Genomic DNA, 24,461 nt, shown 5'->3' on the forward strand with positions numbered 1-24,461 from the left:
AAATCGTCTTTATTATAACGGATATTACCACTTAACGCAACCCTGCAATTACCAGAAAACAAAAACTATTGCTCAATATCTGCCCAAAACTGTTCTAACAGCGCTGTACAATTCGAAAGTTGTACAATGTTCATATCTGTCCAATCCGGCGGAAACTGACTTCGATACGATCCCTGCAAAAAACGCTCATCTAACAGGGCTATAACACCATAATCTTTGCTTGTGCGGATTAAACGTCCTGCTGCCTGCAATACTTTATTCATTCCAGGATAAAGATACGCAAATAGGAAACCATTTTTTCCTTCTTTTTCATAGTGACTTTTTAGAATTTCCTGACGTGACCCTGTCTGCGGCAATCCCGTTCCTACAATAATAACACCAATTACAGCTTCGTTTTGCAAGTCAATTCCCTCGGAAAAAATGCCTCCCATAACGCAAAAACCGACAGTCGGTGTGTCCTGTTCTCTAAATGCATCAAGAAATTCTTCTCTCTGCGCTTCTGTCATGCTGCTTTCCTGACGAATATAGCGTACATTTTCTTCTTTTTCCATACAAGCTTCAACTTCATCGCGAAATGTGTATGATGGAAAAAAGACAAGATAATTTCCACGCCTGCTATTTGTTATTGCCTTAATATACTGGCCTATACGAGTATATTCCAATGCTGTTCTTCTTGTATATTTTGATGATACATCTGCTGCTGTTACAATGAGACGATTTTTCGGGTCAAATGGAGATGCAGCATAGATTGCCTTTGATTCTTCACCTTGTCCGAGAAGCTCCTTGTAATAACGAATTGGCAAAAGTGTTGCCGAAAAGAATATAGTTGAAATGCCCTGTGCGCAGCATTCCTGCAAACGCTCAGCTGGATTTACACAGAGAAGATTTATCTGAAAGGTTCCCTGCGATGTGTGCTCCATATATACCTCATAATGCTCATCAAGCCGCTCATATACTTCCAGGAAATCTCTTACATGAAAGAAAAACTCACTTGCCTCTTTTGGAGCTGTCCATTCCGGATGTGTTTCACTCAATCGGTTTAACGCTTCATATAGCCGCTCTAATGCCATGACAAATGAGCCTATCCCTTCACCCTCTGAAAGAACTTTCCATACATCACACTCTCTTTTTAATTCAAGGAGTTTGCGATTGCAGCTATTTATCTGTTTTACGACTGACTTAAATGGTTCATAATATTTTTTTGCGGCAAGAAATTCCTCTTTTTCAAGTTTAGCGCTGTACATCTCTCTTGCACGCTCCACCAAATTGTGAGCCTCATCTACTAAAAATATGTACTCGCCTCGCTCACCGTCTGCAAAATAACGCTGCAGACGCACATGAGGATCAAAAACATAATTATAATCGCAAATTATGGCATCTACCCAATAGCTGACATCTAGTGATAACTCAAATGGGCAAACCTTATATTTCTTTGCGCAGGCAGCTAATTTTTCTCTTGTAATCTGCTCACAATCATGAATCAAATCAAATGCTGCCTCATTTACACGATCAAAATGACCTTTGGCATATGGGCATTGCACGGGATTACACTCCATAACTGTGTTCGGACAGATTTTTTCTTTTGATGTCAGAGCAATGTATGACATTTTCAGACCATTTTCTCGCAAAATATCAAATGCTGATACTGCCGCTGTGCGCGTTATCGTCTTTGCTGTCAGATAAAAAATCTTATCAGCATACTCCTCTCCAACTGCCCATACAGCTGGAAATACAGTTGAAAGTGTCTTTCCGATCCCTGTCGGTGCCTGAATAAAAAGCTGCTCTCCATTTATCATCGTGCGGTATGCTGCCGCAACAAGACGTTTTTGCCCAGCACGATATGGATAAGGGAAAGACAGTTTTTGTACAGAAGCATTTCTTTCCAGACGATGCTCATACAAAAACTGCGCCCATTTTCCATATTCACTTATATAGTGATCAAATTCTTCTTTAATTTCTTTAAAAGTATATACTTTTAAGAAACGCTTGATTTCTTCTGTTTCTGGATGGCAATATGTGATTTGTATGCCAATACAAAGCCTTTTTTTCTCCTCGTTTTCTTCTGTAACACCTGCTGCTTTTGTATTCAGTGCTCTTGCATACATATAGGCATAGCAAAGTGCCTGCGCTATATGAACTTGTGCTGCACTATCTAACTTTTCCATATCCTGCCTGATGACTTTAATCTCATCAATGATAAATGAAATCTCTGCTGATACATTCTCATCTGTTTTTGCCTGATAAAGTAAATTAGCTTGTTCTTCCCTTACTGACTTTTCATCTGGTGTAATAATGCCATCAGCTCTTCCTTCAAGCAAAATCTCAACGTCCCTGTAGTGCGCTGTATGCTTTAGAGAAACCTCTGCCTTATATGTACCCGGCATCGAACCTTGTATTTTGCGATGCAGACGACTTCCTATCTGCATCGCATCATACTGTGCTTTTGTGGAATGACGATTATCAATATCACCGCTTCTAAGAATAAATTCTACCAGATTTCGCACTGAAATCCGCACTTGATTTTCAATCAGCTTATGCATTGATCTTTTCCTTTATGCAAAGTGCTCCTGTGCTACGCCAAGTGCAATATCAAGCGCAGTTTTCTCTGGAATTTTTACTGTTACATTCGGAAGCTTCTTTTTAGCCATATTGATAATTTGCTCGCGGAAAAATGTATTCTTTACATTGACACTTCCCCACAGCCATAAATCTGCCTGCAAAGCTTTTGCCTCTTGATTTGCAAAAAAGGCTTCATCAAGCTCACGTTTAATACGATTATCTGGTTTTCCTTCCATCTTACAGCATGTATCCCATACAAGCGCAAAAATCTTAGCCGCACACTCCTTTATAATTGTTTTTGCTACCAGATCACCTTCCTCTGCCGCCTGTGCGCATAAAACAGCCAGCCCTCCGACAGGACTCTTATCAAGCAAATGATCATTTACATAAACGTCAGCCTGCTCCAATGTTTTAACACCTGTCGCATTTGCAATCTTCTTTGCAAGAATTGGACAATTGATCCTTCCATCCAACCAATCTGCATACGCTTTAAATGTCTGAAGACCTATATCATATGCACTTCCTTCATCACTCAATACATGATTCCATCCGCCGGTGCGAAAAACTTCTCCTGCCTCATTTCTTCCATAACAAATGGAACCTGTTCCAGAAATCGTGACAAGCACAGGTCCTTTAGACAAATATAAAAAGAGCTCACAGTCATTTACAGCCAAAATACGTTCTTTTGCAAATCCCATCTCTTCAAAGATGCTTCTCATTTGCATTTCCTGCTCCTTAGAGTCAATACCGCTTGCCGCAATGCATATGCCAAGACAATCTGAACTTGTAAGCTCATACTTTGAAAGAGCTGCGTCCATAAGCTTACGATACTTCTCTCTTCCAAGCTCATACCCTTCTGTATTAAATGCACAGCCCTCACCTAAATATTCCCCAATCAGAGTCTTATCCTCTGCCGAAAACTTTACTCTTCCCGATGTTCCTCCAACATCTAATCCTGCATAAAACTTCATATATGTATCCTGCCTTTCTAAAAAAATGTATTGCCTATATATATATTGTACTGATCTTCCCTTACCAGGGGTATTAACTGCAATGTATTATATCATACTTTTACAAATAAAGATACCCGGCCTGTAAAAGCCGGGTATTTTTATTTGTATTTACATTTATTGTTTTACCTTCAGAGTGTAAACTCTCTTTGTCGGCGTATATGTATTGCAGTAGATTGTATATCCATCAGCATTTACTTCTTCGCCTGAATAATGTCCCTTAAAATGATGCTCGCATGCACCTGGTCCAAATTCGATGCTTGTAAGTCCCTTTGTCATTGTTACATAATCATCTGACAGAACCATTGACTTTCCAGCCACTGTCTCCATGCAGAAATGATCATTCTCTAAGGTCGTTTGTGACGGCACACAAAGCTCCATACGAAGCGGCAAACGCTCTAATCCATCTGTATCTACGCTGATCTCAAGACCATCTTCACACTCTGTTATGACTACCTGAGTGTGAAGATCACTTGTAATCATAAGATCACGCTTTTTATGATCCATCTGCCACCAGTCGCTTGTATTTTGCTTTTCCTTCCATGGCAGATAATACCAGCCTCTTGCTGTGTGTGAAAGAACTGTCTTTCCTTCCTGTATATCCATCTCATCTGGAATAAAATTACGAATCTCACAGTAGCTTTCGCCAATCTTTAAATATGCTTCCAAACCATTTACATTAAAGTACAAAAAGGCACTTCGATTCTTCATAACAGTGTAGGAATAATTTTCTTTCTTCACACGAAGTACACCAGCTTCTTTGAAAAGCTTGCGGTAAGTCTTCAAGAAACCACAATTTTCAAATGTGTAATCAAGTGTCTTATCATAAATCATCAAAAGATGAAGACAATTTGGTGCCTGACGTCCAGTCTCAGCACAGCCCTTTATAATCTGATGTGCAGCACCATCAAAACGTGCATGCTCCTCTGGTGTAAGCTTGATAAAGCCATCTGTTCCATCATATGCAATCAGGTACATATACTGATACAGATACTTGTCCATGAAAATTTCTTTGCCCTGATCCTGGCGTGTAGAGTTCTGAGTAAAGACCATATCATTTGGTTCAATGTAGTACATCATCATATTTAAATTGCGCTCTACATATGCCAGATACTTCACATCTTTTGAGCACTGATACATTGCCATCATTGCATTGTTGACAACAGCATTATAATTTCCAGTTGAACGCTCTGCATACTCACCCTCAGCATTTCCGTCAATACCTTCCTGAAGGTATAAAACAGTGCGATCCATAAGGCTCTTTGCAAACTCGGTATCATCAGCAAACAGTTTGGCTGCCTGCATAAGTGCTGCACAAATGCCCCAGCGATGGTTCGGTGTATGGAATCCGCCATCACGAATAGCCTCTGCTGCCATTCTCATAATAGCAAGGTACTTTTTCTGAAGAATAGTTGTATCTGCTACGTCCTGATATTTTTTCATCAGGCGATAGCCATCATTTAATCTTTTATAGCAAAAGCTAGTATCTGGTGCTGAGAAGAAATTACAGCACGGATAATCAATATAGCCGCTTTTTCTCTGAACACGTGCCACACCATCTGCCGCCAGCTGCAGCGCTTCCATCAGCTTCTCGCTCTTATAATAGCGGCTTCTGCTGTTTAAATATAATGCCAGTGCCGTTGCCATCATATAGATCGTTGGCTTTGCCTCAATCACATCGCCTCGCATCAGTCCATAACATAAATCGTTCTTATCCTTAATCTGCAAAAACAGCATTTCATCTACGCGATGTTCCTCGCTGCGAATCAGATAATCAATATAACGCTTCATTTTCTATACTCCTCCAGCTATTTTAGCTGTTTTTATTTGCAAAGCTTCAATGCTTCCATGAAGAACAAAATTGCCAGTGCCTGTCCATACGGCATAGGAATAAGCGGGATCTGCTTATAGAAATCCTTGCTCTCTCTTCCCATCGGTGTTCCGTAGGAAACCTGCTCTACCTTGCCTTCTTCACTGACACATTTTAAAATTGGTGCAAGCGCCTTCATTGCAGAATTTGCGCATGACTTATCAACAATGCCAAGATCAACTGCACGAAGGATACCATATGCGAAACCACATGTTGCACTCGCCTCTACATAAGAGGTCGGATCGTCTACTAAAGTATGCCACATACCAGATTCATCCTGGAAACGCATCAGTGCGTTGACCTGAGCACGCTCGGACTCCTCTAAAATGCGGCGAACTGCTGTCGGGCACTCTACCATATCAAGAAATTCCGGAATTGCCATTGTAATCCAACAGTTTCCTCTTCCCCACAGTGCCTCTGCAAAGTTGTGATGACCATCAAAAGTCCAGCCGTGGAACCACATACCTGTCTTTTTGTCTGTCAGATACTTTACATGAAGAAGAAACTGATACTGCGCTTCTTCAATATATTCCTTCTTGCCGCGAATACGTCCCATATTAGCTAAAAACAATACTGTCATAAATAAGGTATCATCCCAAAGCTCACCATTATTCATGGTATCAGATGTCTTGTGCTGAAGACCGCCTTCCTCTGTGCGCAAAAAATCGTGCATAATACTCTCAGCCCACTCGTCACAGATTGCCAGATACTCATCATTTTTCGTATACTCTGCAAAATAAGACATTGCAAGAAGAGGGGTTACGGTATTGATATTCTTTCCAGGAAGACCAACCTCCATTTGCTTTTCATAGAAACGCTTTAAAATGTCCAGATACTCTGGCTTCTTTGTCGCTTCAAAAAGACGCCAGAATCCATATAAACCAACACCTTGTGTCCACTCCCAATGCTGGTATCTGCGAATATCATCGCCCTCCAGATTCTTTGTCTTCATATTCTCTAAAAACTGCTCATCATCCTCATACAATACAGTCTGAAAGCTTGCGATCACACGCTCTAAGGCATCTTTTACCTGAGCTGCTGTTACATTCTCCATCGTCCCCGCTCCTTTACTTTTATATTTTTGTTTGAATACCCAAACGTACTCTATGTAATCTGTTACACATTATGCATAAACTGTTACACCTTGTACTCAGTATACAAAATGGCATACAAAATATCTATTTAAAATTTGTTTTCTTTTTCAATATTTCTTGCATATTTTGCTGTAAATCGGTATACTGATGTTACAGTTTTATAAATACTATTGGAGGTTTCAATGGATCATTCGCTTCAGCTTAAATATCAACGCAATTACAGCATTATTATAAATGACTGTGATGTTTCTCTTTTTTATTATTTTGATTATGGAGAGCGCTATAAGCAAATTAACATGGAATTTCAGCACTCACACCGCTTTCATGAAATCATGATTCCACTCTCTCCTGATGCCATCCATTTTATTGAAGGTGTGCCATATTCTCTTGAGGAAGGCGACATTGTGCTGCTGCCGCCGACTATTCTTCATCGGACTGAATATCCGGCTGGTCCGCCAAGCAAACGACTAATCATTTCCTTCTGGTACCCGAAAGATCTGTTTGGCATGACAGATTATTATCTGCCGCTTTTATCTATTTTTAATGCCCAGACACCAATCTATCGTTTTCCCGAAGAAATACGAAGACAGGTGCTGGACATCATTGATGAAATTTATACTTTTTCGCGAAATCATGACTATCTGGAGCACCCAGAACAGCGGCTTATTATTCACTCGATGTTTATACAGTTTTTGTATGCGATTCAGCAAAATCAGGACAAAAATCTATACACAAACAAGTCATCCGGCAACTCTGCAACACAAAAAATATACAGCATTGCCTACTATATCCACAGTCACTATGAAGAAGAACTGTCACTTGATTCATTGGCTGACAAATTCTTTTTAAGCTCCTGCTATCTGTCTCACCAGTTTAAAAAAGTTACTGGCTTTACACTGATAAACTATATTCAAAAGGTACGCATTACTCGTGCAAGGGATCTTTTGCTCTCAACCAACCACCCTATCTCTAAAATTGCACAGTCATGTGGCTTTCAAAGCTTTTCTCAGTTTAACAGAATTTTCCGCCAGACTTACGATCAGTCTCCATCTGCAATGCGCTCTAGCTCAACGACGATCACAAGTCAGCAATCAAATGTGGAGCTTTAATATTAATTTTCGCTTGCTGCGGCTAGCTCTTTTAACCACTTGCTCACAGTTTCAGCGTTACGATTGATAATCAGTTCCTGAGGAAAGTCTAATTCATCAAGAAGCTTTCTTGCACAGTCATACACTCCAACAAACGCACTGAAATGAGCATCTGAATCGACACTTATAAAGGCTCCATACTTTTTGCACTTTGCAATTATTTTACGGCAGTTTGCAATAGAAGATGGACGCACATGAAAGGTAGCTTCATTTAACTCGATTGCCTTTCCAAGACGTGCTGCCTCTTTTATGACAGTATCATGATCATACGGATATTGTGCAGTGCCACTATGACCTAAAATATGAATCTTAGGATTTTTAAGTGCCTGCATATACGCATTTGTGTGCTGTTCAACTGTTCCTGCCTTAAAAGTCTGCTCATGAAATGATGCCACAATGCACTCAAGACGTCCGAGTGTGTGCTCAGTAAGATCAATACGTCCCTCATAATCTACAATATTGGCCTCAGCACCCTTCCAAACCTTTATACCATGGATGTACTCTGGCAAAATCCTCATATTAGAAAAATGACCTTCATACGGTGCATCAGGCATTGATGGACCATGATCACTCATATTGATTCCTTCAAGGCCGTTTGCAAATGCGCCGCGGCAATTTTCCTCTAATGTACTGTATGCATGAGTACTTGCTAGCGTATGTGTGTGAAGGTCAGTCTTTATCTCATAATTTCTCATAGCTTTCTCCTTTCTGCACGTATACCACCGTCTTTTAATGCTTCAAGAAGCATCACATCATTATAAAGGCAGTGCATGCGCTCTGGGTAATCTTCGTCATCATGAAAATGACCAAATAGCCAGTGCTGATATGAAATCGAATGCCATACGTGCTCTAAAATTTTATTTGTCACTGACAGATCCTTGTCTGGAAACCACGCCTTTACCATGCACTCTGGAACGGTATGCGTTAAAATCAAATCAAATGTATAATTATTTTCCTGCAATGATTTTAAAACTCGCTTTTCATCCTCTTTTGACAGATCCTCATCTTTCTGCCAGATATCAGGATGATTTTTCTTATACCCAGGGCCGGTTGTACTTCCGCCAATTAAAAGCATAGAAAATCCGTCGATTTTACATACACTTCCTCTTTTCAGGTAATAAATGCCATCTGATGCCTTCATTGTATCTTCTGCTGTTAGGCTGCATCCGCTCTTTTGAAAAAGTAATTCATTTTCACTATCACTAATCTTAGGAAGTCTTTTTAATACATCATAATCTTCATGATTACCATCAATAAAGAAAACAGGATATGGCAGCTTCTTTATATATTCTGGCAGTTTCATCTCCTCTTCTGGCTTTGTGTCGTTACGATTATCTGTGAAATCGCCGCAGATAAAAAGTGCACGAATACCAGTAAGCTTTTTTAGTCCTGTCTCCATAATCTTTTGCCGTTCTGCATTGGATGGAAAATGCACGTCGCTGATTACTGCTATCATCTTGTTTCCTCCTTTATAAAGTAAAAAGCGGGAGCCGTGTAAGCCCCCGCTTTCTGTATTGCGTATTCGCTTATGTTGTTACAATTTATTCTGCTGCTGCCATCTCTTCATCATACAGAGCAGCTCTTCCCTCGATAATGTCGGTCAGACCTGCATTGTCCATATCACTCTTTAACTGAGCCTCTAAGGAATCAAACTCATCTGGCTTGCAGCTGATCAGTCTGTATACATACTCGATCAGATCAGAACGGATCTGAGTACCATACTCGTTCTCTGCCTCAGCATTGATAGAGAATACTGGATAACGATACTTGCCAATTGCAACTGTCTCATAGAAGTTCTCATACCACTCCTTGGAGTCGATCGGATCCTTACCCATAGCACTCTCAACAATACCAGCCTCATCATCCTGGAATGCGAAATGCTTGTTTACGATGTTGTAATCATCAAGAGTTCCCTTGTAACCCATTGTACTTAACTCATCAGCAGTAAATGCAACCGGAACACCATTCTTGCTAACCTCATGCTCTGGTGTGTAAGCTACGTTCTCTGCATTGGTCGGATCTGCTAACCAGTTCAGATAAGTCATGCATGCCTCAACCTTATCCTCGCTTGCTGCCGGAACCATGATCCACATACCATACATCTGCTCGTATACGTTACGAATATCTCCATTCTCCTGAGTGAAACACTCAACTGGAACGAAAGTGGACTTGTCAAGGTCATTGTTTAAGGTATGGATATTCTCCCACTGAGTAGAGTTATCATCCAAGAAGAATGCAACCTTACCAGCTGCGATGTTTGACTTATGTACGGACTCATCTGTATCAGTAGCAAAATCCTGAACGATAATGCCATCGTTGTACAGTTGGTTCATCTCTCTAATACCATCTAATGCGCCGTCATGAGCTACGATATAATTCTCGCTGTAGGTAAACTCATCCTTCTCATCCTCGAAGGTTACATAGGAACCAACAAAGTTCAGATACATCTTCTCTGTATCCTGACGTCCGCCCATGCTCCACGGAATCATATCCGGATACTTCTCATGAATTGCATACAGATCATCAATCAGCTCCTGCTTTGTAGTCGGAACCTCAAGTCCCATCTCATCGAGGATATCCTTGCGGATGTAAGCGGTATGACGCGGATTCTCAGTTCCTCTCTTTGACAGGATTGCGTACTGTGATCCATCATACAGACCCATGTTCTGGATATCACCAGACTGCTCCTGAATAGTAGTTCCGATATTCTCGTAAGCGTCAGTCAGATCAGCCAGACCACCCAGATTTGCGTAGTTTAAGAATACGTTCTGGTCATAAGAGAAAATGATATCAGGTGCATTTCCACCAGTCATCATAGTTGTCAGAACATCCTCACTGGTAGATCTTGGAACAGCTACGAACTCAACCTGCAGACCCAGATCTGCAACCTGCTCGTTGATCCACTCGCTCATCTTGTTCTCCTCAACAGTCATACCCTGCGGAGCATCTCCACGGTCCCAAACCATAACACGAATTGTAGTGGTTTCGTCTGCCATTGCCGGAATCACGCCCATGCTTGTTACTGCCATTGCTGCTGTAAGAGCTACTGCAGCTGATTTTCTCATCTTTCTCATTGTAAACTCCTCCTAAAAGATTTTTTATGATGTCACTGCCCGTCTGGCTTTAGCCAGACAGCGCAGACACTCACTTTGAAAAAATATTGTGTAAAATCAACCCTTTACTGCACCCAGCATAATACCCTGAGTGAAGAATCTCTGGATGAATGGATATACAACTAACATCGGAGTCATGGACAGCGTAATACTTGCTGCCTTAATATTCTCTGCTACAAGCTGTGTTGTACCACTCTCCTCAGACTGAACATTTACAGCCTCGATCATCTGCTTTAACGCCATCTGAACAGTATGAAGACCTGTCTTCTGTACATAGTACAGCTGATCATCAATACCATTCCAACGACCTACTGCGTAGAACAGACAAAGAGTTGCGATAGTCGGTACACAAAGCGGTATTGCGATACGATACATAATCTTGAACTCACCGCATCCATCAATACGTGCTGCCTCATACAAGGAATCATCAATACTTGCAAATGCAGTACGCATGATGATCATGTTGTAAACACTAAGTGCACCAGGAATGATCAATGCCCATACAGTATCAATCATGCCGAAAGACTTGATATTTAAGTAGTTCGGGATTGTACCAAGGTTTAAATACATGGTGATAACGCAGAACAGATTGACAATCTTTGAACCCTTCAGACCCTTTCTTGAAAGCGGATATGCAAGAAGGATAGTCATAATCATATCAACTGCAGTTACAACTGCCATAAGAATAATGGAATATCCAAAAGAGCTTACGAATGTACCACTCTTTAATGCCTTTGCATAAGCATCTACATTAAATCCAATCGGGAAGATAAATACCTGTCCCTTGTTGATTGCATCTCTACCAGAGAATGAAATGGAAATTACACGAAGTACCGGGATAATTGCAATCACACTGATTAAGATAAAAAAGATTACCCAGAACGTCTGAAAGCGGCGATCTTCTTTTGTTTTTAATCCGTCCATTACATGACACCTCCCTGTCCCATTTTCTTAGCGATCTTATCAAAAATAATTACCATAGCGATACCGATTACAGACTGGAACAGACCAACTGCTGTTGCGTAGTCAAAACGTCCCTTACCGATACCAACTTCGTATACATATACACTAAGTACATTTGATGCATCCTTTACAAGCATGTTGCTCATCATGTAAGGACGGTCGAATGCGATGTTGATGACTTTACCAAGCTGCATAATAAGCAGTGTGGAAATGGTCGGCATAATCTGAGGAATTGTTACATACCAGATACGCTGTAATCTTGTTGCACCATCAAGGTAAGCTGCCTCACTCTGTGACGGGTCAGTTCCCATAAGTGCTGCCAAATAAATGATCAGTGAATAACCAGCTGACTGCCAGATACCCATTACCCAGTAAATAATTCTCCACCAAATTGTATTTGTTAAGAACGGTACTGTTGGTAAACCAAATACGCCAAGTACACCATTTAACAGACCATTTCCTGAGAACAGCTGAGTACTGATACCTGCGATAATAACCCAAGAAAGGAAGTTTGGCAGATACAAAACGATCTGAGTCATCTTGCGGACGCCCGTACTTCTTAACTCATTTAAAAACAGTGCCAAAAAAATCGGGAATGGAAATCCGATAATCAAATCACCGATATTTAAAATCAATGTATTCTTTACTGCAAACCAGAACTCACTTGATCCGAATGCCTCCTTGAAATATTTAAAACCAACCCACGGAGACTCCCAAATTCCTTTGAAAATGTTATACTTTTTAAATGCAACAACGATGTACAGCATCGGCTTATATTTGAAACAAATCAGCCAGATAATCGGTATCAACATCATCACATACAGCTGCCAGGTATTTCTCAGGTATATTTTCCAATTAACCTTTTTCTTTGCCACACCCGGCGTTTTTTTGTTTGCCATGTCCGCAGTCCTCCTTTTTTTTATTGTTTCTTTAGAAACTTTTCATATCTGATGTGTTGATTATAGCAAAATTGCACACCCAAAAGCTATGCGTATTTGGTCGGTTTCTTCGGAAAAACATTGCATTTTTTGCTCTTTCATTGTATCTTTTCCACATTTTTTCCGAAGAAACCTATTTTTCTTACTGCACTTTTATATTTATACCAACAAAAATGTCTTGATCTCAAACGGTCTGATCTCAAATTTTGCTCTCTGTCCGTCAAACACAACTTCTCTTTCTTTTTGTTCCATCATATCACATTCATAGATGTATTTCGGGCAAAGGCCCTCTAAATTCCATTCCACATTTGTGCGGATACCGCTTGACTCATACATACGAACAATCAGTCCACTTTCATCTTCCGCACGTTTTACTGATGTTACAATAACATTTGGTGATGACACTTCACACATTGTATATCTGGCTGAAGATTTTTCCTCTGTCAAAAGCGATGGCTTATAAACAGAAAGAATCGGCTTTTCATTAAGCTTTCCTGCCTCGTGTACCACATTTGCCTCTCTCCAGTCACCCATATGCGGCATCAGGGCATATGTAAGTTCATGAAGTCCCTTATCAGCATCTGGGAATGGGAAGACACCTGATGTAAGAAGCGTCAGACTAACAAAGCTGTCCTCAATAGAATGACCATATCTTCCATCATTTAACAAAGCCACACCAAAGCCTGGCTCAGACAGATCCACAAAGCGATGTGCACACATCTCAAACTGGGCACGCTGCCAGCTTGTATTTCTATGTGTTGGACGCTCCATCACACCATATGGAATCTCGCATGCTGCCGTTCTTGTCATGACATCCAAATGAAACTCTGCTTTTACAAGCTGCTGCTGTTCTTTCCAGTCAATCTTTGTCTTAAAATCAATGCGTCTTGTGTGTGCAAAGAATACAATATCCTGCTCAATAACTGAAGACTCATAAGAAAGCTCTGTGTGAAGCACAGCACAGATTTCTCCTGTCTCAGTCATCATGCAAGGCTTTTTCGCAAGAGTCTTCCAATGCTTTCTTGAATAATATGACTCCACATTCCAAGCATCATAATCCTTAGGAATATCTTCATAAACAACAATCTCGTTTCCCACAGTACCTGCTTCTAAAACTTCACGCTTTGCCTCTTTATCATAAAGAGAGGTAAGTTCGCCAAGCTCATTCCAGGAAACAATATACCAAGGTGTCTCAAGTGTATTTTCATCACGTAAAACAAAATATTCTTTCTTTGCCTTTTTGTCTAAGCTTTCTTTCTCTGCAGATAATTCCATATATAAGCTGCCCTTTGCAGGAAGTGTAGCTGTGACAAGCATTTTGCCATCTTTAAGGCACTGCGCGGCTGTCACATTAGTAAGAGAACAGCCCTTGTCGATACCGCATTCCTGCTGCTTCTTTTTATCAAGCTCAATCACCTGCTCTGCTGCAAAGCCAAGTGGATTCCATGCACAGATTCCGTTTTTTTGCTCGCTATTATTACTGCTCAGGCTTTCTAATGCCTCACTGATTATTTCTTCATCCATTGCCTTAATCTTTGCATAGTCAATATCTGACTGCTCATAGACTTCATCAATTGCAGATCCCGGCAAAATATCATGAAACTGATTTAACAACAGAAGCTTCCATGCCTTATCAAGCGTCTCTTTTGGATATGCATTCTTGTTTGCATTCTCATTTTTCTTATTCATCCACCACAAAAGTGATGCCAGCCACTCTGCCTGCTGATTTTTATACTCACATATACGGTTATTCTTTTTATTCTCTGCAATTGAACTAAATGTACCGCGATGATACTCAAGATACAGATCACCATACCATGTGTTTAACTTTTTATTCTGTAAATTTTTATCAAGTACCTGTAAGTACTCTTTTAGTCCAGACAGCTTTACCTTAGGAACTCCTGGGATGCCGTAAGACAAACGCTTACTTTCCTCAAGCATTCCTTCTGTCGGGCCGCCGCCTCCATCACCATAACCATAAATTGTAAGAACAGCATCATTTAGCTCTTTATTTCTGTAATTCTGCCATGTTCCCATTGTCTGGCTGGCATTCTGTCTGCCATTGTATGTAACCTCGCGAACTGGCTTTTCAAAACGCTCCGGGTATGCTTCGTAATTCTTTGTTGTGATATAAAGGCCTGTTACGCGGCTTCCGTCAATTCCTTCCCAAAGAAATGTATCATCTGGCTGCTGATCGGCATCATTCCAGCCCATCTTTGTTGTCAGGAAGTAGCGAATACCGCTTTTCTTCATGATCTGCGGCAATGCACCTAAAAAGCCAAATGCATCAGGCAGCCACAATATCTCCTGCTCTTTAATGCCAAACTCTTCATTGAAAAATTTCTTTCCATATAAAATCTGACGAATAAGTGACTCACCGCTAGTTAAATTGCTGTCAGACTCCAGCCACATAGCACCGTCTGCCTCCCAGCGTCCTTCCTTTACGCGTTCCTTTACCTGCTCAAAAACCTCCGGTGCTTCTTCTTTTACATACTCATAAAGCTGAGGCTGGCTTAAAAAGAAACGATACTCTGGATAACGCTTCATCAAATAAAGCACTGTTGAAAAGCTTCTTACAGCCTTTTCTCTTGTTTGGCGAAGCGGCCATTTCCATGCCACATCAATATGCGTATGACCAAGTGCATAAACAGTTGGGCTGTCAATCTCCCATTCCTTTTCATATAAATTTTCCTTAAGCCATTCACTTGCTGCTATAAGTGATGCACGATACTTATCACTTCCCTTAATGCGAAGATCTAATATATCACCTGCCTGATTTAAAAGCTCCAGAAGCTTTCTTCTTTTTTCTTCTTCCGGGCGCATTTGCTTTGCTGCCTCAAGCGGAAGCTTCATATCATAATAAAGTGCCTCTGCCTCCTGTTCCTTCGCGAATACCTTAAGATATAAAAAATTACTCTTTCCTGGACTGTTGACATATGCATATAATCGAATATCATATATCTTTCCTGGCTCTGCACAATCACTTAATATTACTTCATGATGATTAAGATCCATGGCACACGTAAGCACTCCATTTACATAAACCATGATCTGTGGATTATCAGTGTTCCATATATCATCTGCACCAGTGTCAAGCGAAAAGCCAATCATGCGTCCCTTCATCTGTTCTGTTATTTTCACAGAAAAAGCAAAAATCCCATGGTAATCTGGACCGCCCCACGTATCTGCGCATGAAAAAACTGGCCAGTTACTGCAATCCTCCAATACGAATTGTCTCTTCGCATAGCCTCTTGTATGTGCTGCATCTAGATTTGGCGCTACACCATATTTTTTATTCTCATCCTCTTTGCAATCTGTAGTCGTATCATTGCAATTGAGCTCATCTGCCATCAGATCCAAAAAACGCACCTGCGGGATTGTTTCAAGCACAGTACGGCGCTCGCTGTTTAAGCGATTCACATACGCCTCCACACGATTCATATAGTCAAGTGATCTCATTTTTCCTCCTAATGAAAATCAGGGTCAGATTTTTACCCTAATTTTCAGATTTTTATTTAAAACTCATGCAAATAATATTGGGTTTGAAATTGCAAGATTATTTTCTCCTCCATCTGCCACAAACAAAGCCCATGACGCACCACCAAAATCAAACTCATCTGTCACTATGTCATACGCAAAGCCACCCTCTAGACTGCCTGATCCTGTGCAAATTTCAACCTTCTTATCAACACCTGTATACATCCACAGATGATTGATTGGCTTCTTTGAAAATACATGAACTGACAGTTTACCTGTATTATCTTTAAGCGTTGCTGTATCACCATAAGAAACACCATTTATCTCTGCCGTAATAAGCGGACCATTGCTTATAAAACTATGTCCCTCACGGATAGCCTGGAGAATTTCCTGAGGCTGATTTTTTCCATTTGTATACACATAATTATGGATTGTAGACGGTGTGTTAGACTGCTCCACCCACGATAAAAGACGCGGCCATACCTTCTTGTACAGCCAAGTCAGATAGGCAACCTTCTCATTCATCTGCTCTGGATAAATCTCCGGGTGTTTCATCACAATATCCATCAGCCAATCTAACCACTCTGTCATGCCAAAGTAATCGTCACCATAAATGTTGTGTGTATCACTTCCCGTTGTAGCAGTCAGGCGCTTTCCCTCATCTAAAAGAGACAGCCACTTTTTGAATGCCTTAGCATTGATTGTGCCAGCTGCAAATGGAGTCGCACCATTCCAAATCTCCATTGATTCAAAAATTTCAATCATATCCCAAAACTCGCTGTTGTAGCGAGTGGAAAAACTCGCATCAAACGGATGATTAACCTGCGGCAAACCATCTTTTTTTCGAATCTCATTGCAAATGCGGATAAATTCATTGCGAAGATTCTCCGTTGTGCGCTCTTTTCCATTTGGAATCTCATAGATCACATCATCATCCACGCCAAGCTGCAGCACATGACCATTAGAGGTTGAAATTTCCTTTGAGATAATAGGTGTAAAGTTATTATTTTGTCTTTGCCATTCTTCATGGTTAAGCACGTTATGATGGTCGCTGAGCGCACCAAACTGCATTCCAAGAGACTTCATGGAACGGCACACCTGATCTGGAGTCTCTATTACAGGATCTGTTCCGCCATATGCCGGACTGCTGTATATACTATGATGATGAAGATCACCTGCTGTCCATCCATGATCAGTTAAATGCGCTATACGCGCCAATCTTGCCTTAATTGTTGTCACTTTATCCTTTGTTATTTCAAATGGTACAAATATAGTACTGTACTCTGGCCCGCATGTCACCTCTGCCTCATAGCTTCCACACGGCAGCTTCACAGACAATGTGCCGTCTTCCTCGGTCACTAAACGGCGAAGAGAAAAACGAGTGCGAATCTTATGCTCTTTATTATCCCAAATTTTTGCCTGTGCCACAATCGGGTCATCATTTTCTGTTGCCTGCAGCTTCATAATACCAAATTCACTGCCTGGAGCCTGCAAATTATAGTAATACCCTGCCTGCGCTGCACATCTTTGAAGAAACTGCATCGTGTTGATCAGTTCCTCTCGATTTAATTTTTCAAGAAATGTCTGATTTTCTTCTGATTCTATTGTTGTCTCCATTTCCTTTAAGAGCTCAATCAGCTTATCAAATTTCATTGTTTTTCTGCTTCCTTTTTATTTAAATTGATACTTAATAATTGCTTTGCTGCAATACATTTAATCGCAATTCAACTATTCAATTACTATTGCTTCTAACTCTGGTCTTGCTGCTTCTCCTTTAAAGCCTTCAATTACAAGATCTGCACAATCCTGCGCATGGATTGCCTCTCCAAAGCAATCGCGCTCTTCGCCCTCAAAAACAACACGGCTATTTCGTATAGTCACGCCATCTGCTCTTCTCATATAGAAGCCGGCGCTTGGAATCTCTTCAATCTTCTGTCCAAAGCCTGGTCTTAAATCATAAAGACCCTTTGGCCATTTGCTCTTTGAATGAATCTTTACCTTGACATCTTCAAACAGCACATCCTCAATGTGGTTTCCATCACTGCCTGATAAAAATACACCATTCTCTGAGTCGCAGGTGATATTGCGGAATGTAATTCCTGAAATATGGCCAGACTGCTTCTCTGGCACACGATTATGTGTTGTTATGCTGATTGGCTCACCGCAGCCCCACCAGCAATCTGCGAAACGGCGTGTCTCGATGATGATATTTGAAAACATTGCATTTTTTACATGACCGCCATCGCGAATCTGAATAGAAATTCCACGATTACTGCCGCTGATAATACAATTATTTACTGTCAGATTTTCAAAATTGCCAGTTCCTTCTGTTCCGATCTTCAATGCTGCGGAAGTGGAAATTAATGTACAATCACTGATCAGCACATTTTTTGTCGGACCATATTCCATGTTTCCCGCAGAACTCTTCAGACAAATACAATCATCACCACACTCAATATGGCAGCCTATAATGCGTACATTTGTGCTATGGTCTGGATCAATACCATCAGAGTTTGCAACATTCAAATCATTTAAAATGCGAATGCGGTCAATCAATACATCATCACAGCCTGCTGTGTGCAAAGTCCAGAAAGAAACATTTCTGATAATAATATTTGTAAAATTGATATGATTACAATGTTCTACATAGATGACAGTCGGGCGCGGATAAAAATCGCCTGTAACGTAGTACTGGCTTACCTGCTTTACAAATGCAAATGCATTTCCGTCAATAACGCCATCTCCTGTGATTGCCATATGGTCGGCATCCTTCGCATAAATAAAAGCATATGACGGCTTTAATGTTACTGGTGTTCCCTCAATCTTTACACCATTATCCTTCTGACCCTCATTTGGATGAAAATAAGTTGTCAGATCGCTATGCGCCTTTAATACGCTTCCTCTCTCTAAATGAAGATCTACATATGGCTTTATAATAATGGAGCTTGAATAATATGTTCTTCCGCTTCTAAGCACAACCTGACCGCCACCGGCAGCACTGCATTCGTCAATTGCTTTCTGAATAGCGGCAGCGTCATTTGTTACTCCATCTGCCTTCGCACCATATTCTAATACGTCGTAAATCATCAAATATTCCTCCTTTTTTTGCTGCTTATATAGTAAAAGGGCAAGGGCATTAAAACCCTTGCCCTCAAACTTTTTATTCGGCTGAAAGCTGAGTCAGCTCTCCAGTTTGCAGGTTATAACAATACGTTTTGATTCCTGCATTAGAATCTGCTGAATTATTTTCTGCACTCGTTTTTATGTTTGCAGTGTTCTTTGCAGTCAAAATAATATAATTTTCCATGGCATGCTCCACTGAGACAAGCTCTAATGAATCATCTGGCTCATAAATAGTTTGAAGTTCACTTCCATTTGGACGAACCTTTGCAAGCTTTCCATCATACAGACCATAGACCCAATTTCCGTTTCCGCAAAGACCTGACGGGGCTGCGACTCCATCAAAGTCAAGCAAAACAATCGTGCCTACATCTAAGTTGCAGCTGTACATAAGCTCTGTCTTTGTATCATAATAAATAAGATACGGTCCAATAACCTGTGCCCAAGCCACATCATTGCCATCATCAATGCCTAGTTCAAGACGCTGAATAACTGTATGCTGATAATCGCTTCTTGTTATGTCTCCATCTGTATCCAGATAGTAAACCTTATCCTCACCAAATGTAAGGAAGCGTTTTATATACGGATATGCTGTTCCTACAGGATCTCCTGTCATTGAATATTCGCGATTTTCTGAGAAAATGCTTCCATTCATGATATATGCTTCTGTGCCAACATTCATTGCACTTAGCTGCAGATCTGTACCATCAAGCTGTGTACTATACGCATTCAGGATACCATCCTGATACGCAAGCATATAAACACGATAGCCAATAATATTAAATCCTGGTGTATTCAGTGCAACCTGCGCTGCTCCTGCCAAATCACTCTGATTAGTATAGAGTGTCTGAAAAGCCTCATCAAAATTGGTATATTTTGCGTAAATACATCCCGAAGAAACCTCTGGAATTGGAGCATAGCTTTCATTTGAAAAAGTTGGATACTTTGCTTTTGCCGCTTCATGATATGGATTTGTATTATCCTCATCAGGCTCGGATTCTGCTTCTGTCTCCATCTCGGTTTCAGTCTCAGATTCAGACTCTGTTTCTGTTTCAGTTTCTGTCTCTGTTTCAGTTTCTACTTCTGATTCTGTTTGAGATTCTTTCTCTGTTTCTCTCTCTGATTCTTCCTCAGATTTATTTTCAGTTTCAGCTTCTTCTGTGCTTGTTTCTGTCTGCTCAAGACTTGTTTTCTCTTGTTCAATAGAAGCTGGCTTTGTCTCTGTTTCAGATTCTTTCTCGGTTTCTGTTTCAGTTTGATACTCTTTTTCTGTCTCTGATTCTGACTCAGTCTCTACTTCATCCACAGATTTTTCTTGTGTGCTACTCTCTTCTTTTAAGGAAGAGGGCTCTGTACTGCCTGCACTTGAAGTAATTTCTGCACTATCAGATACAGCAGCTGTATCAGCTGCTGTATTCTGGGAAGTTTGATTATTTTCGTTATTATTTTCTAAATTATCATCTGCACTTGATGATGGAGCTGTCTCAGATGACGTTTGTGTTTCAAATGACTTAACCTCTGATGAATGCTCTTTTTCAGTATTCTCTTCTAATGATTTGTCAGAAGATTTTTCTGGAAGCTTTGCAGACTCTTCTGCGTCTGGCTGATTTCCAGATGAAAATTGCTCATTCAGTGCATTTACAAATTCTCCAAGATGACCTGTCGCTGCAAGGATCGCTGCGGCAAGCGCAATCGAAGAAACAAGAACAAGAATCACAATCGGTACGATATGATGCTTTTTCTTCTTTACTTCTTCATATGTTTCCTCATCCACATCGACATATCTACTGACATCTTCCTGCTTCAAATCATCGATAATGGCCTTTTCATATTCATAGACAGAGTCATCCACAAGAGTTGCTCTTGGCATGCTCTTTACTAAAGATTCGTTTTGATTCTCTGTTTTGGAATCATTTTCATCTTCAAAGCTGTCATCCTCTTTTTGATAATCATCTTCCGCGTAATCTTCTTCTGAATATCCATCTTCTGAATATTCATCTTGTGAATACTCATCACTCAATGATTCTTCTACAAGATCGCTAGCAGCTTCCTCTTTAGAATCTTCTTCTAAATTAACTGCATCGTCTGAATTATCGTCATCAGAATCAACTGCATCATCAGAATTATCAGAATTTTCTATGTAGTCTGCGACTTCATCTGTTAAAGACTCATCTTCACTTTCTTCAAGTGATTCTTCTTCATCTATTTCTGCAGAGTCATCTTTTGAAGGCTCTGCTTCTGCAGACTCATTTTCAGAAGACTCTGTTTCTTCTGAAAATGCTTTTGAAGAATCAGTTTCTACAGATTCATCTTCAATGTTTTGATTTTCTGATTCCGGTTCAACTGTCTCAGAAGTTGTCTCTTCCTCTTCGCGAATCACTGGTTCTGATGTATTAGTAAGCTTTGCACCCGTCTTTAAAAGAGAAGCAACAAAATTATCCGCGGAGGTTTCCCACTCCTCATCATCTTCGTCTTCTTCCTCTTCTTCGAAAAATGTTTCAGCTTCCTCACTGTCTACATTCTCAGATTCCTCTGTATCATATGCAATATCAGTTTCAATATCATTATTAATTTCAGCATCAGTTTCGACATCAGTTTCAATATCAGCTTCTTCCTGCTCTGATTCCTCTGCCGATTCAGTATCTTCGCTAGAAGGATTTGCTTCTACCTGCTGAATTTGATCAAGATCCGCTTTGTCAAAAACTTTTGTTTTTTCTGCTTCATTCTTTTCTTCCTGAAGATCCTGCACATTCTGTGCCATCTTCTTTTGCAGCACATCAAGTTCCTTTTCAAACTTTTGTGCCGCAGCAATTTCTTTTTGAATGGAGCTTTCTGCTTCCTCAATCTCAGAAACAAAATCTTCTTCAACTGGCTCTGGAGAAACAGTTTCAGTCTCTTTTGTCTCTTCCTTTGGCAAAGATTCACTTTCCTGTGTCTTTTGATCTTCTTCCTTTACAGTTTCCTGCTTTGGAAGTTTCTGAATACGACTTTGAGTTTCTTTTGCCTGCTGTAATAAACGAGCAAAAGCAATATCAGTTGTATTTGTAGCTTCTAAAGATTCCTTCTCAGATTTGGCTTCTTCTGGTTCTGAAGCTTCTTCCTCTGATTCTACTTCTTCTGGTTCTGAAGCTTTTTCCTCTGATTCTGCCTCTTCTGGTTCTGAAGTTTCTTCCTCAGTTTTTGTTTCTTCTGGTTCTGAAGCTTCTTCCTCGGATTTTGCTTCTTCTAGTTCTGTAGCTTCTTCCTCGGATTTTGCTTCTTCTGGTTCTAAAACAGCTTCCTCAGGTTTTGTTTCTTCTGGTTCTGAAGCTTTTTCCTCTGATTCTGCCTCTTCTGGTTCTGAAACTTCTTCCTCTGATTTTACATCGCCCTCTGCCTGCTCTGGCTTTAAATTCAAAAGCTGCTTTACTTCTTCCTGCTTTTTAAGCTCCTCTGCCTCTTTTTGCTCTTGAAGGGCTTTTGCTTCCTCTGCCTTACGTATTTCTTCCTTCTCTCTTCTAACTCTTTCGAGTGATTCAGATCCGTTTGCAAAGTGCTTTCTTACAGCCAACTTATAAAAATGTTCGGCATCATCAAGTGACTTTTCTGTCACATTACCTTCCTCATAAAACTTTCCAAGGTAATAACATGCCTCTCCATTTAACTTTTTCTCCTGATCCTTTGCTTTTGACAGCCACTCAAATGCCTGCTTCTCATCGATCTCAGCCACCTCGCCATTAGCAAAGCTAATACCAAGAACGACAGCAACTGTTGGATCACTGCTGTCTGCACACTCAGATGCCCATCTGCATGCCTTTTTCAAATCATACTTTTCTGCATCCTGATCAAAATAATAATGCACCAAATATTCCTGGGCACGTGTATTTCCTTCCTCTGCCGCCTCTGTCATCAGACGCTCTGCAATGGAAATATCTTTTACCGCCAGCGGATTCCGAAAGTAAATCTGTGCAAGCTCAACCTTTGACTCGGAATAGCCCTGTCTGGCAGCTTTAAAAAACCATTCTGCAGCTTTTCCGTAGTTTTTGCTTACTCCTCCATAGCCATTTTTATAAATAAGTCCCAGATTATGCTGCATCTGCGGATCACCGTGAGATGCGGCACTGCTGTACCATTTGAGTGCTATGATTTCATTTGCCTCTACACCGATGCCAAATAAAAAGCAATAGCCTAAATTATACTGTGCATCCGCATAGTCCTGCTGTGCTGATGCCTGATACCAGTAAACAGCAGCAGCTTCATCCTTTTCTACTCCTCGGCCCTCTGCATAGCAATTTGCCAGTCCATATTGAGCCTGCGGATTTCCAACCTGGGCAGCTTCGTAAAACCGCCTTGCCGCTTCCTGAAACCAATATCCGGCAGCAGACATATCCTGCTCTAGTCCAATGCCTTCCTCATAGCAGATACCAAGCTGATACTGTGCTTCTGCATTTCCTGCATTCGCTGCTGAGTAAAAACACTGTGCTGCTGCACCGTGATCCACAGCCGTACCGGTTCCATTTTTGTAGCAGATACCAAGTCTCGTGAGCGCCTCAGTATTTCCCTGCTGTGCCAGGCGGTACAATTCTTCAACTGTATGTGTGTTCATGCTTGTACCCCTTTGAAATCTTATCATAAATTGAATCACAACAATTTTACCACACTTAATGCTTCTTCGCAAGCACTATGCCGCAGTTTTTGTTCTTACCATTTTCTTACAGTTCACGCGTTAGGTTACGAAGCCCTTCGGTGTAATGGTTTCGTCGCCGGACCAAACTCCGCAGGTTCCTTTTATGTTCTTTCTTATCATACATTACTTTGAAAGACCTGCTCCAAGTGTCCGGCTCGTGAAATCCATTCACCTTAGGGCTTTGCCGTAATATTGGCTTATCCGTGAACGGGCGTCCACTTCGTCCTGCTGATCTGTCAAATTTCTATGCAAGCATGAAATTTGTCCAGATCTAACATGACGAGTGAACTGTAATACATTTTATCAATTTTCGGAATTTTTTCAAAAAAAGTGTTGACAAATTAATATTCATATGATAGTATATAGAAGTCGGCTACAAAAGCTGACAAACATAAAGGGGTATAGTTCAATGGTAGAGCAACGGTCTCCAAAACCGTAAATACGGGTTCGAATCCTGTTACCCCTGCTTGAGAGACATCCATTATGGATGTCTTTTTTGTTGC

General features: G+C 40.7%; 14 protein-coding genes and 1 tRNA gene. 2 read left to right on the top strand and 13 right to left on the bottom strand.

Features of this window, described 5'->3' with window-relative positions; translation table 11 throughout:
- Positions 1-65 precede the first annotated feature (65 nt).
- From LKD48_RS08080 to bglB, 4 genes are all read right to left on the bottom strand, one after another.
- Entirely contained in the window at positions 66-2,540 is a 2,475-nt protein-coding gene (locus LKD48_RS08080) for an ATP-dependent DNA helicase (RefSeq protein ID WP_308731698.1), read from the bottom strand.
- A gap of 12 nt (positions 2,541-2,552) precedes the next feature.
- Positions 2,553-3,530 carry a BadF/BadG/BcrA/BcrD ATPase family protein gene (locus LKD48_RS08085; protein WP_308731699.1) on the bottom strand — a complete coding sequence of 326 codons (978 nt, stop codon included), beginning with the start codon at positions 3,528-3,530 and terminating at the stop codon, positions 2,553-2,555.
- Positions 3,531-3,686: 156 nt separating this feature from the next.
- On the bottom strand, positions 3,687-5,360 hold the full coding sequence (locus LKD48_RS08090) for a hypothetical protein (RefSeq protein WP_308731700.1): 1,674 nt from the start codon (positions 5,358-5,360) through the stop codon (positions 3,687-3,689).
- Positions 5,361-5,392: 32 nt separating this feature from the next.
- Positions 5,393-6,493 carry a beta-galactosidase BglB gene (gene bglB, locus LKD48_RS08095; RefSeq protein WP_308731701.1) on the bottom strand — a complete coding sequence of 367 codons (1,101 nt, stop codon included), beginning with the start codon at positions 6,491-6,493 and terminating at the stop codon, positions 5,393-5,395.
- 222 nt (positions 6,494-6,715) lie between these two features.
- On the opposite strand from bglB, the gene LKD48_RS08100 reads away from it, so the two are divergent.
- A complete protein-coding gene (locus tag LKD48_RS08100) occupies positions 6,716-7,642 on the top strand; it encodes an AraC family transcriptional regulator (RefSeq protein WP_308731702.1) in 927 nt (308 codons plus the stop codon).
- A 2-nt stretch (positions 7,643-7,644) separates the two neighbouring features.
- On the opposite strand, the gene LKD48_RS08105 is transcribed toward LKD48_RS08100, so the two are convergent.
- The 9 genes from LKD48_RS08105 to LKD48_RS08145 form a co-directional block, all read right to left on the bottom strand.
- On the bottom strand, positions 7,645-8,376 hold the full coding sequence (locus LKD48_RS08105; protein ID WP_118612022.1) for a phosphatase: 732 nt from the start codon (positions 8,374-8,376) through the stop codon (positions 7,645-7,647).
- Positions 8,373-9,137, bottom strand: a complete 765-nt coding sequence (locus tag LKD48_RS08110) for a metallophosphoesterase family protein (RefSeq protein WP_308731703.1) — start codon at positions 9,135-9,137, stop codon at positions 8,373-8,375. The genes LKD48_RS08105 and LKD48_RS08110 overlap by 4 nt, the downstream gene beginning before the upstream one ends.
- Before the next feature lie 85 nt (positions 9,138-9,222).
- Complete coding sequence (locus tag LKD48_RS08115; RefSeq protein ID WP_118612020.1) at positions 9,223-10,755, bottom strand: extracellular solute-binding protein; 1,533 nt, start codon at positions 10,753-10,755, stop codon at positions 9,223-9,225.
- 96 nt (positions 10,756-10,851) lie between these two features.
- On the bottom strand, positions 10,852-11,718 hold the full coding sequence (locus LKD48_RS08120) for a carbohydrate ABC transporter permease (protein WP_118612019.1): 867 nt from the start codon (positions 11,716-11,718) through the stop codon (positions 10,852-10,854).
- The gene (locus tag LKD48_RS08125; RefSeq protein WP_118612018.1) at positions 11,718-12,656 is read right to left on the bottom strand and encodes an ABC transporter permease; all 939 of its coding nucleotides are present in this window, start codon (positions 12,654-12,656) and stop codon (positions 11,718-11,720) included. The genes LKD48_RS08120 and LKD48_RS08125 overlap by 1 nt, the downstream gene beginning before the upstream one ends.
- 198 nt (positions 12,657-12,854) lie before the next feature.
- A complete protein-coding gene (locus tag LKD48_RS08130; RefSeq protein WP_308731704.1) occupies positions 12,855-16,154 on the bottom strand; it encodes an alpha-mannosidase in 3,300 nt (1,099 codons plus the stop codon).
- 63 nt (positions 16,155-16,217) lie between these two features.
- Positions 16,218-17,825: a CehA/McbA family metallohydrolase gene (locus LKD48_RS08135; protein ID WP_308731705.1), complete on the bottom strand. Its 1,608-nt coding sequence runs from the start codon at positions 17,823-17,825 to the stop codon at positions 16,218-16,220.
- 75 nt (positions 17,826-17,900) lie between these two features.
- Positions 17,901-19,259 (bottom strand): glycosyl hydrolase family 28 protein, encoded by a 1,359-nt coding sequence (locus LKD48_RS08140; RefSeq protein ID WP_308731706.1) that lies wholly within the window; start codon positions 19,257-19,259, stop codon positions 17,901-17,903.
- A 73-nt stretch (positions 19,260-19,332) separates the two neighbouring features.
- The gene (locus LKD48_RS08145; protein ID WP_308731707.1) at positions 19,333-23,877 is read right to left on the bottom strand and encodes a tetratricopeptide repeat protein; all 4,545 of its coding nucleotides are present in this window, start codon (positions 23,875-23,877) and stop codon (positions 19,333-19,335) included.
- Between the two features lie 476 nt (positions 23,878-24,353).
- Here LKD48_RS08145 and LKD48_RS08150 point away from each other — a divergent pair.
- Positions 24,354-24,424, top strand: a tRNA-Trp gene (locus LKD48_RS08150).
- Positions 24,425-24,461 lie beyond the last annotated feature (37 nt).

It is taken from the genome of Anthropogastromicrobium aceti (assembly GCF_020687335.1).
Classification (GTDB): Bacteria; Bacillota; Clostridia; order Lachnospirales; family Lachnospiraceae; genus Anthropogastromicrobium; species Anthropogastromicrobium aceti.

Bases quoted from the DNA above. Each gene is read 5' to 3' on its own strand.
- LKD48_RS08105 (WP_118612022.1), bottom strand. From the start codon at position 8,376: ATGAGAAATTATGAGATAAAGACTGACCTTCACACACATACGCTAGCA.
- LKD48_RS08100 (WP_308731702.1), top strand. From the start codon at position 6,716: ATGGATCATTCGCTTCAGCTTAAATATCAACGCAATTACAGCATTATT.
- LKD48_RS08090 (WP_308731700.1), bottom strand. From the start codon at position 5,360: ATGAAGCGTTATATTGATTATCTGATTCGCAGCGAGGAACATCGCGTA.
- LKD48_RS08140 (WP_308731706.1), bottom strand. From the start codon at position 19,259: ATGATTTACGACGTATTAGAATATGGTGCGAAGGCAGATGGAGTAACA.
- LKD48_RS08110 (WP_308731703.1), bottom strand. From the start codon at position 9,137: ATGATAGCAGTAATCAGCGACGTGCATTTTCCATCCAATGCAGAACGG.
- LKD48_RS08125 (WP_118612018.1), bottom strand. From the start codon at position 12,656: ATGGCAAACAAAAAAACGCCGGGTGTGGCAAAGAAAAAGGTTAATTGG.
- LKD48_RS08145 (WP_308731707.1), bottom strand. From the start codon at position 23,877: ATGAACACACATACAGTTGAAGAATTGTACCGCCTGGCACAGCAGGGA.
- LKD48_RS08120 (WP_118612019.1), bottom strand. From the start codon at position 11,718: ATGGACGGATTAAAAACAAAAGAAGATCGCCGCTTTCAGACGTTCTGG.
- LKD48_RS08135 (WP_308731705.1), bottom strand. From the start codon at position 17,825: ATGAAATTTGATAAGCTGATTGAGCTCTTAAAGGAAATGGAGACAACA.
- LKD48_RS08130 (WP_308731704.1), bottom strand. From the start codon at position 16,154: ATGAGATCACTTGACTATATGAATCGTGTGGAGGCGTATGTGAATCGC.
- LKD48_RS08080 (WP_308731698.1), bottom strand. From the start codon at position 2,540: ATGCATAAGCTGATTGAAAATCAAGTGCGGATTTCAGTGCGAAATCTG.
- LKD48_RS08085 (WP_308731699.1), bottom strand. From the start codon at position 3,530: ATGAAGTTTTATGCAGGATTAGATGTTGGAGGAACATCGGGAAGAGTA.
- LKD48_RS08115 (WP_118612020.1), bottom strand. From the start codon at position 10,755: ATGAGAAAGATGAGAAAATCAGCTGCAGTAGCTCTTACAGCAGCAATG.
- bglB (WP_308731701.1), bottom strand. From the start codon at position 6,493: ATGGAGAATGTAACAGCAGCTCAGGTAAAAGATGCCTTAGAGCGTGTG.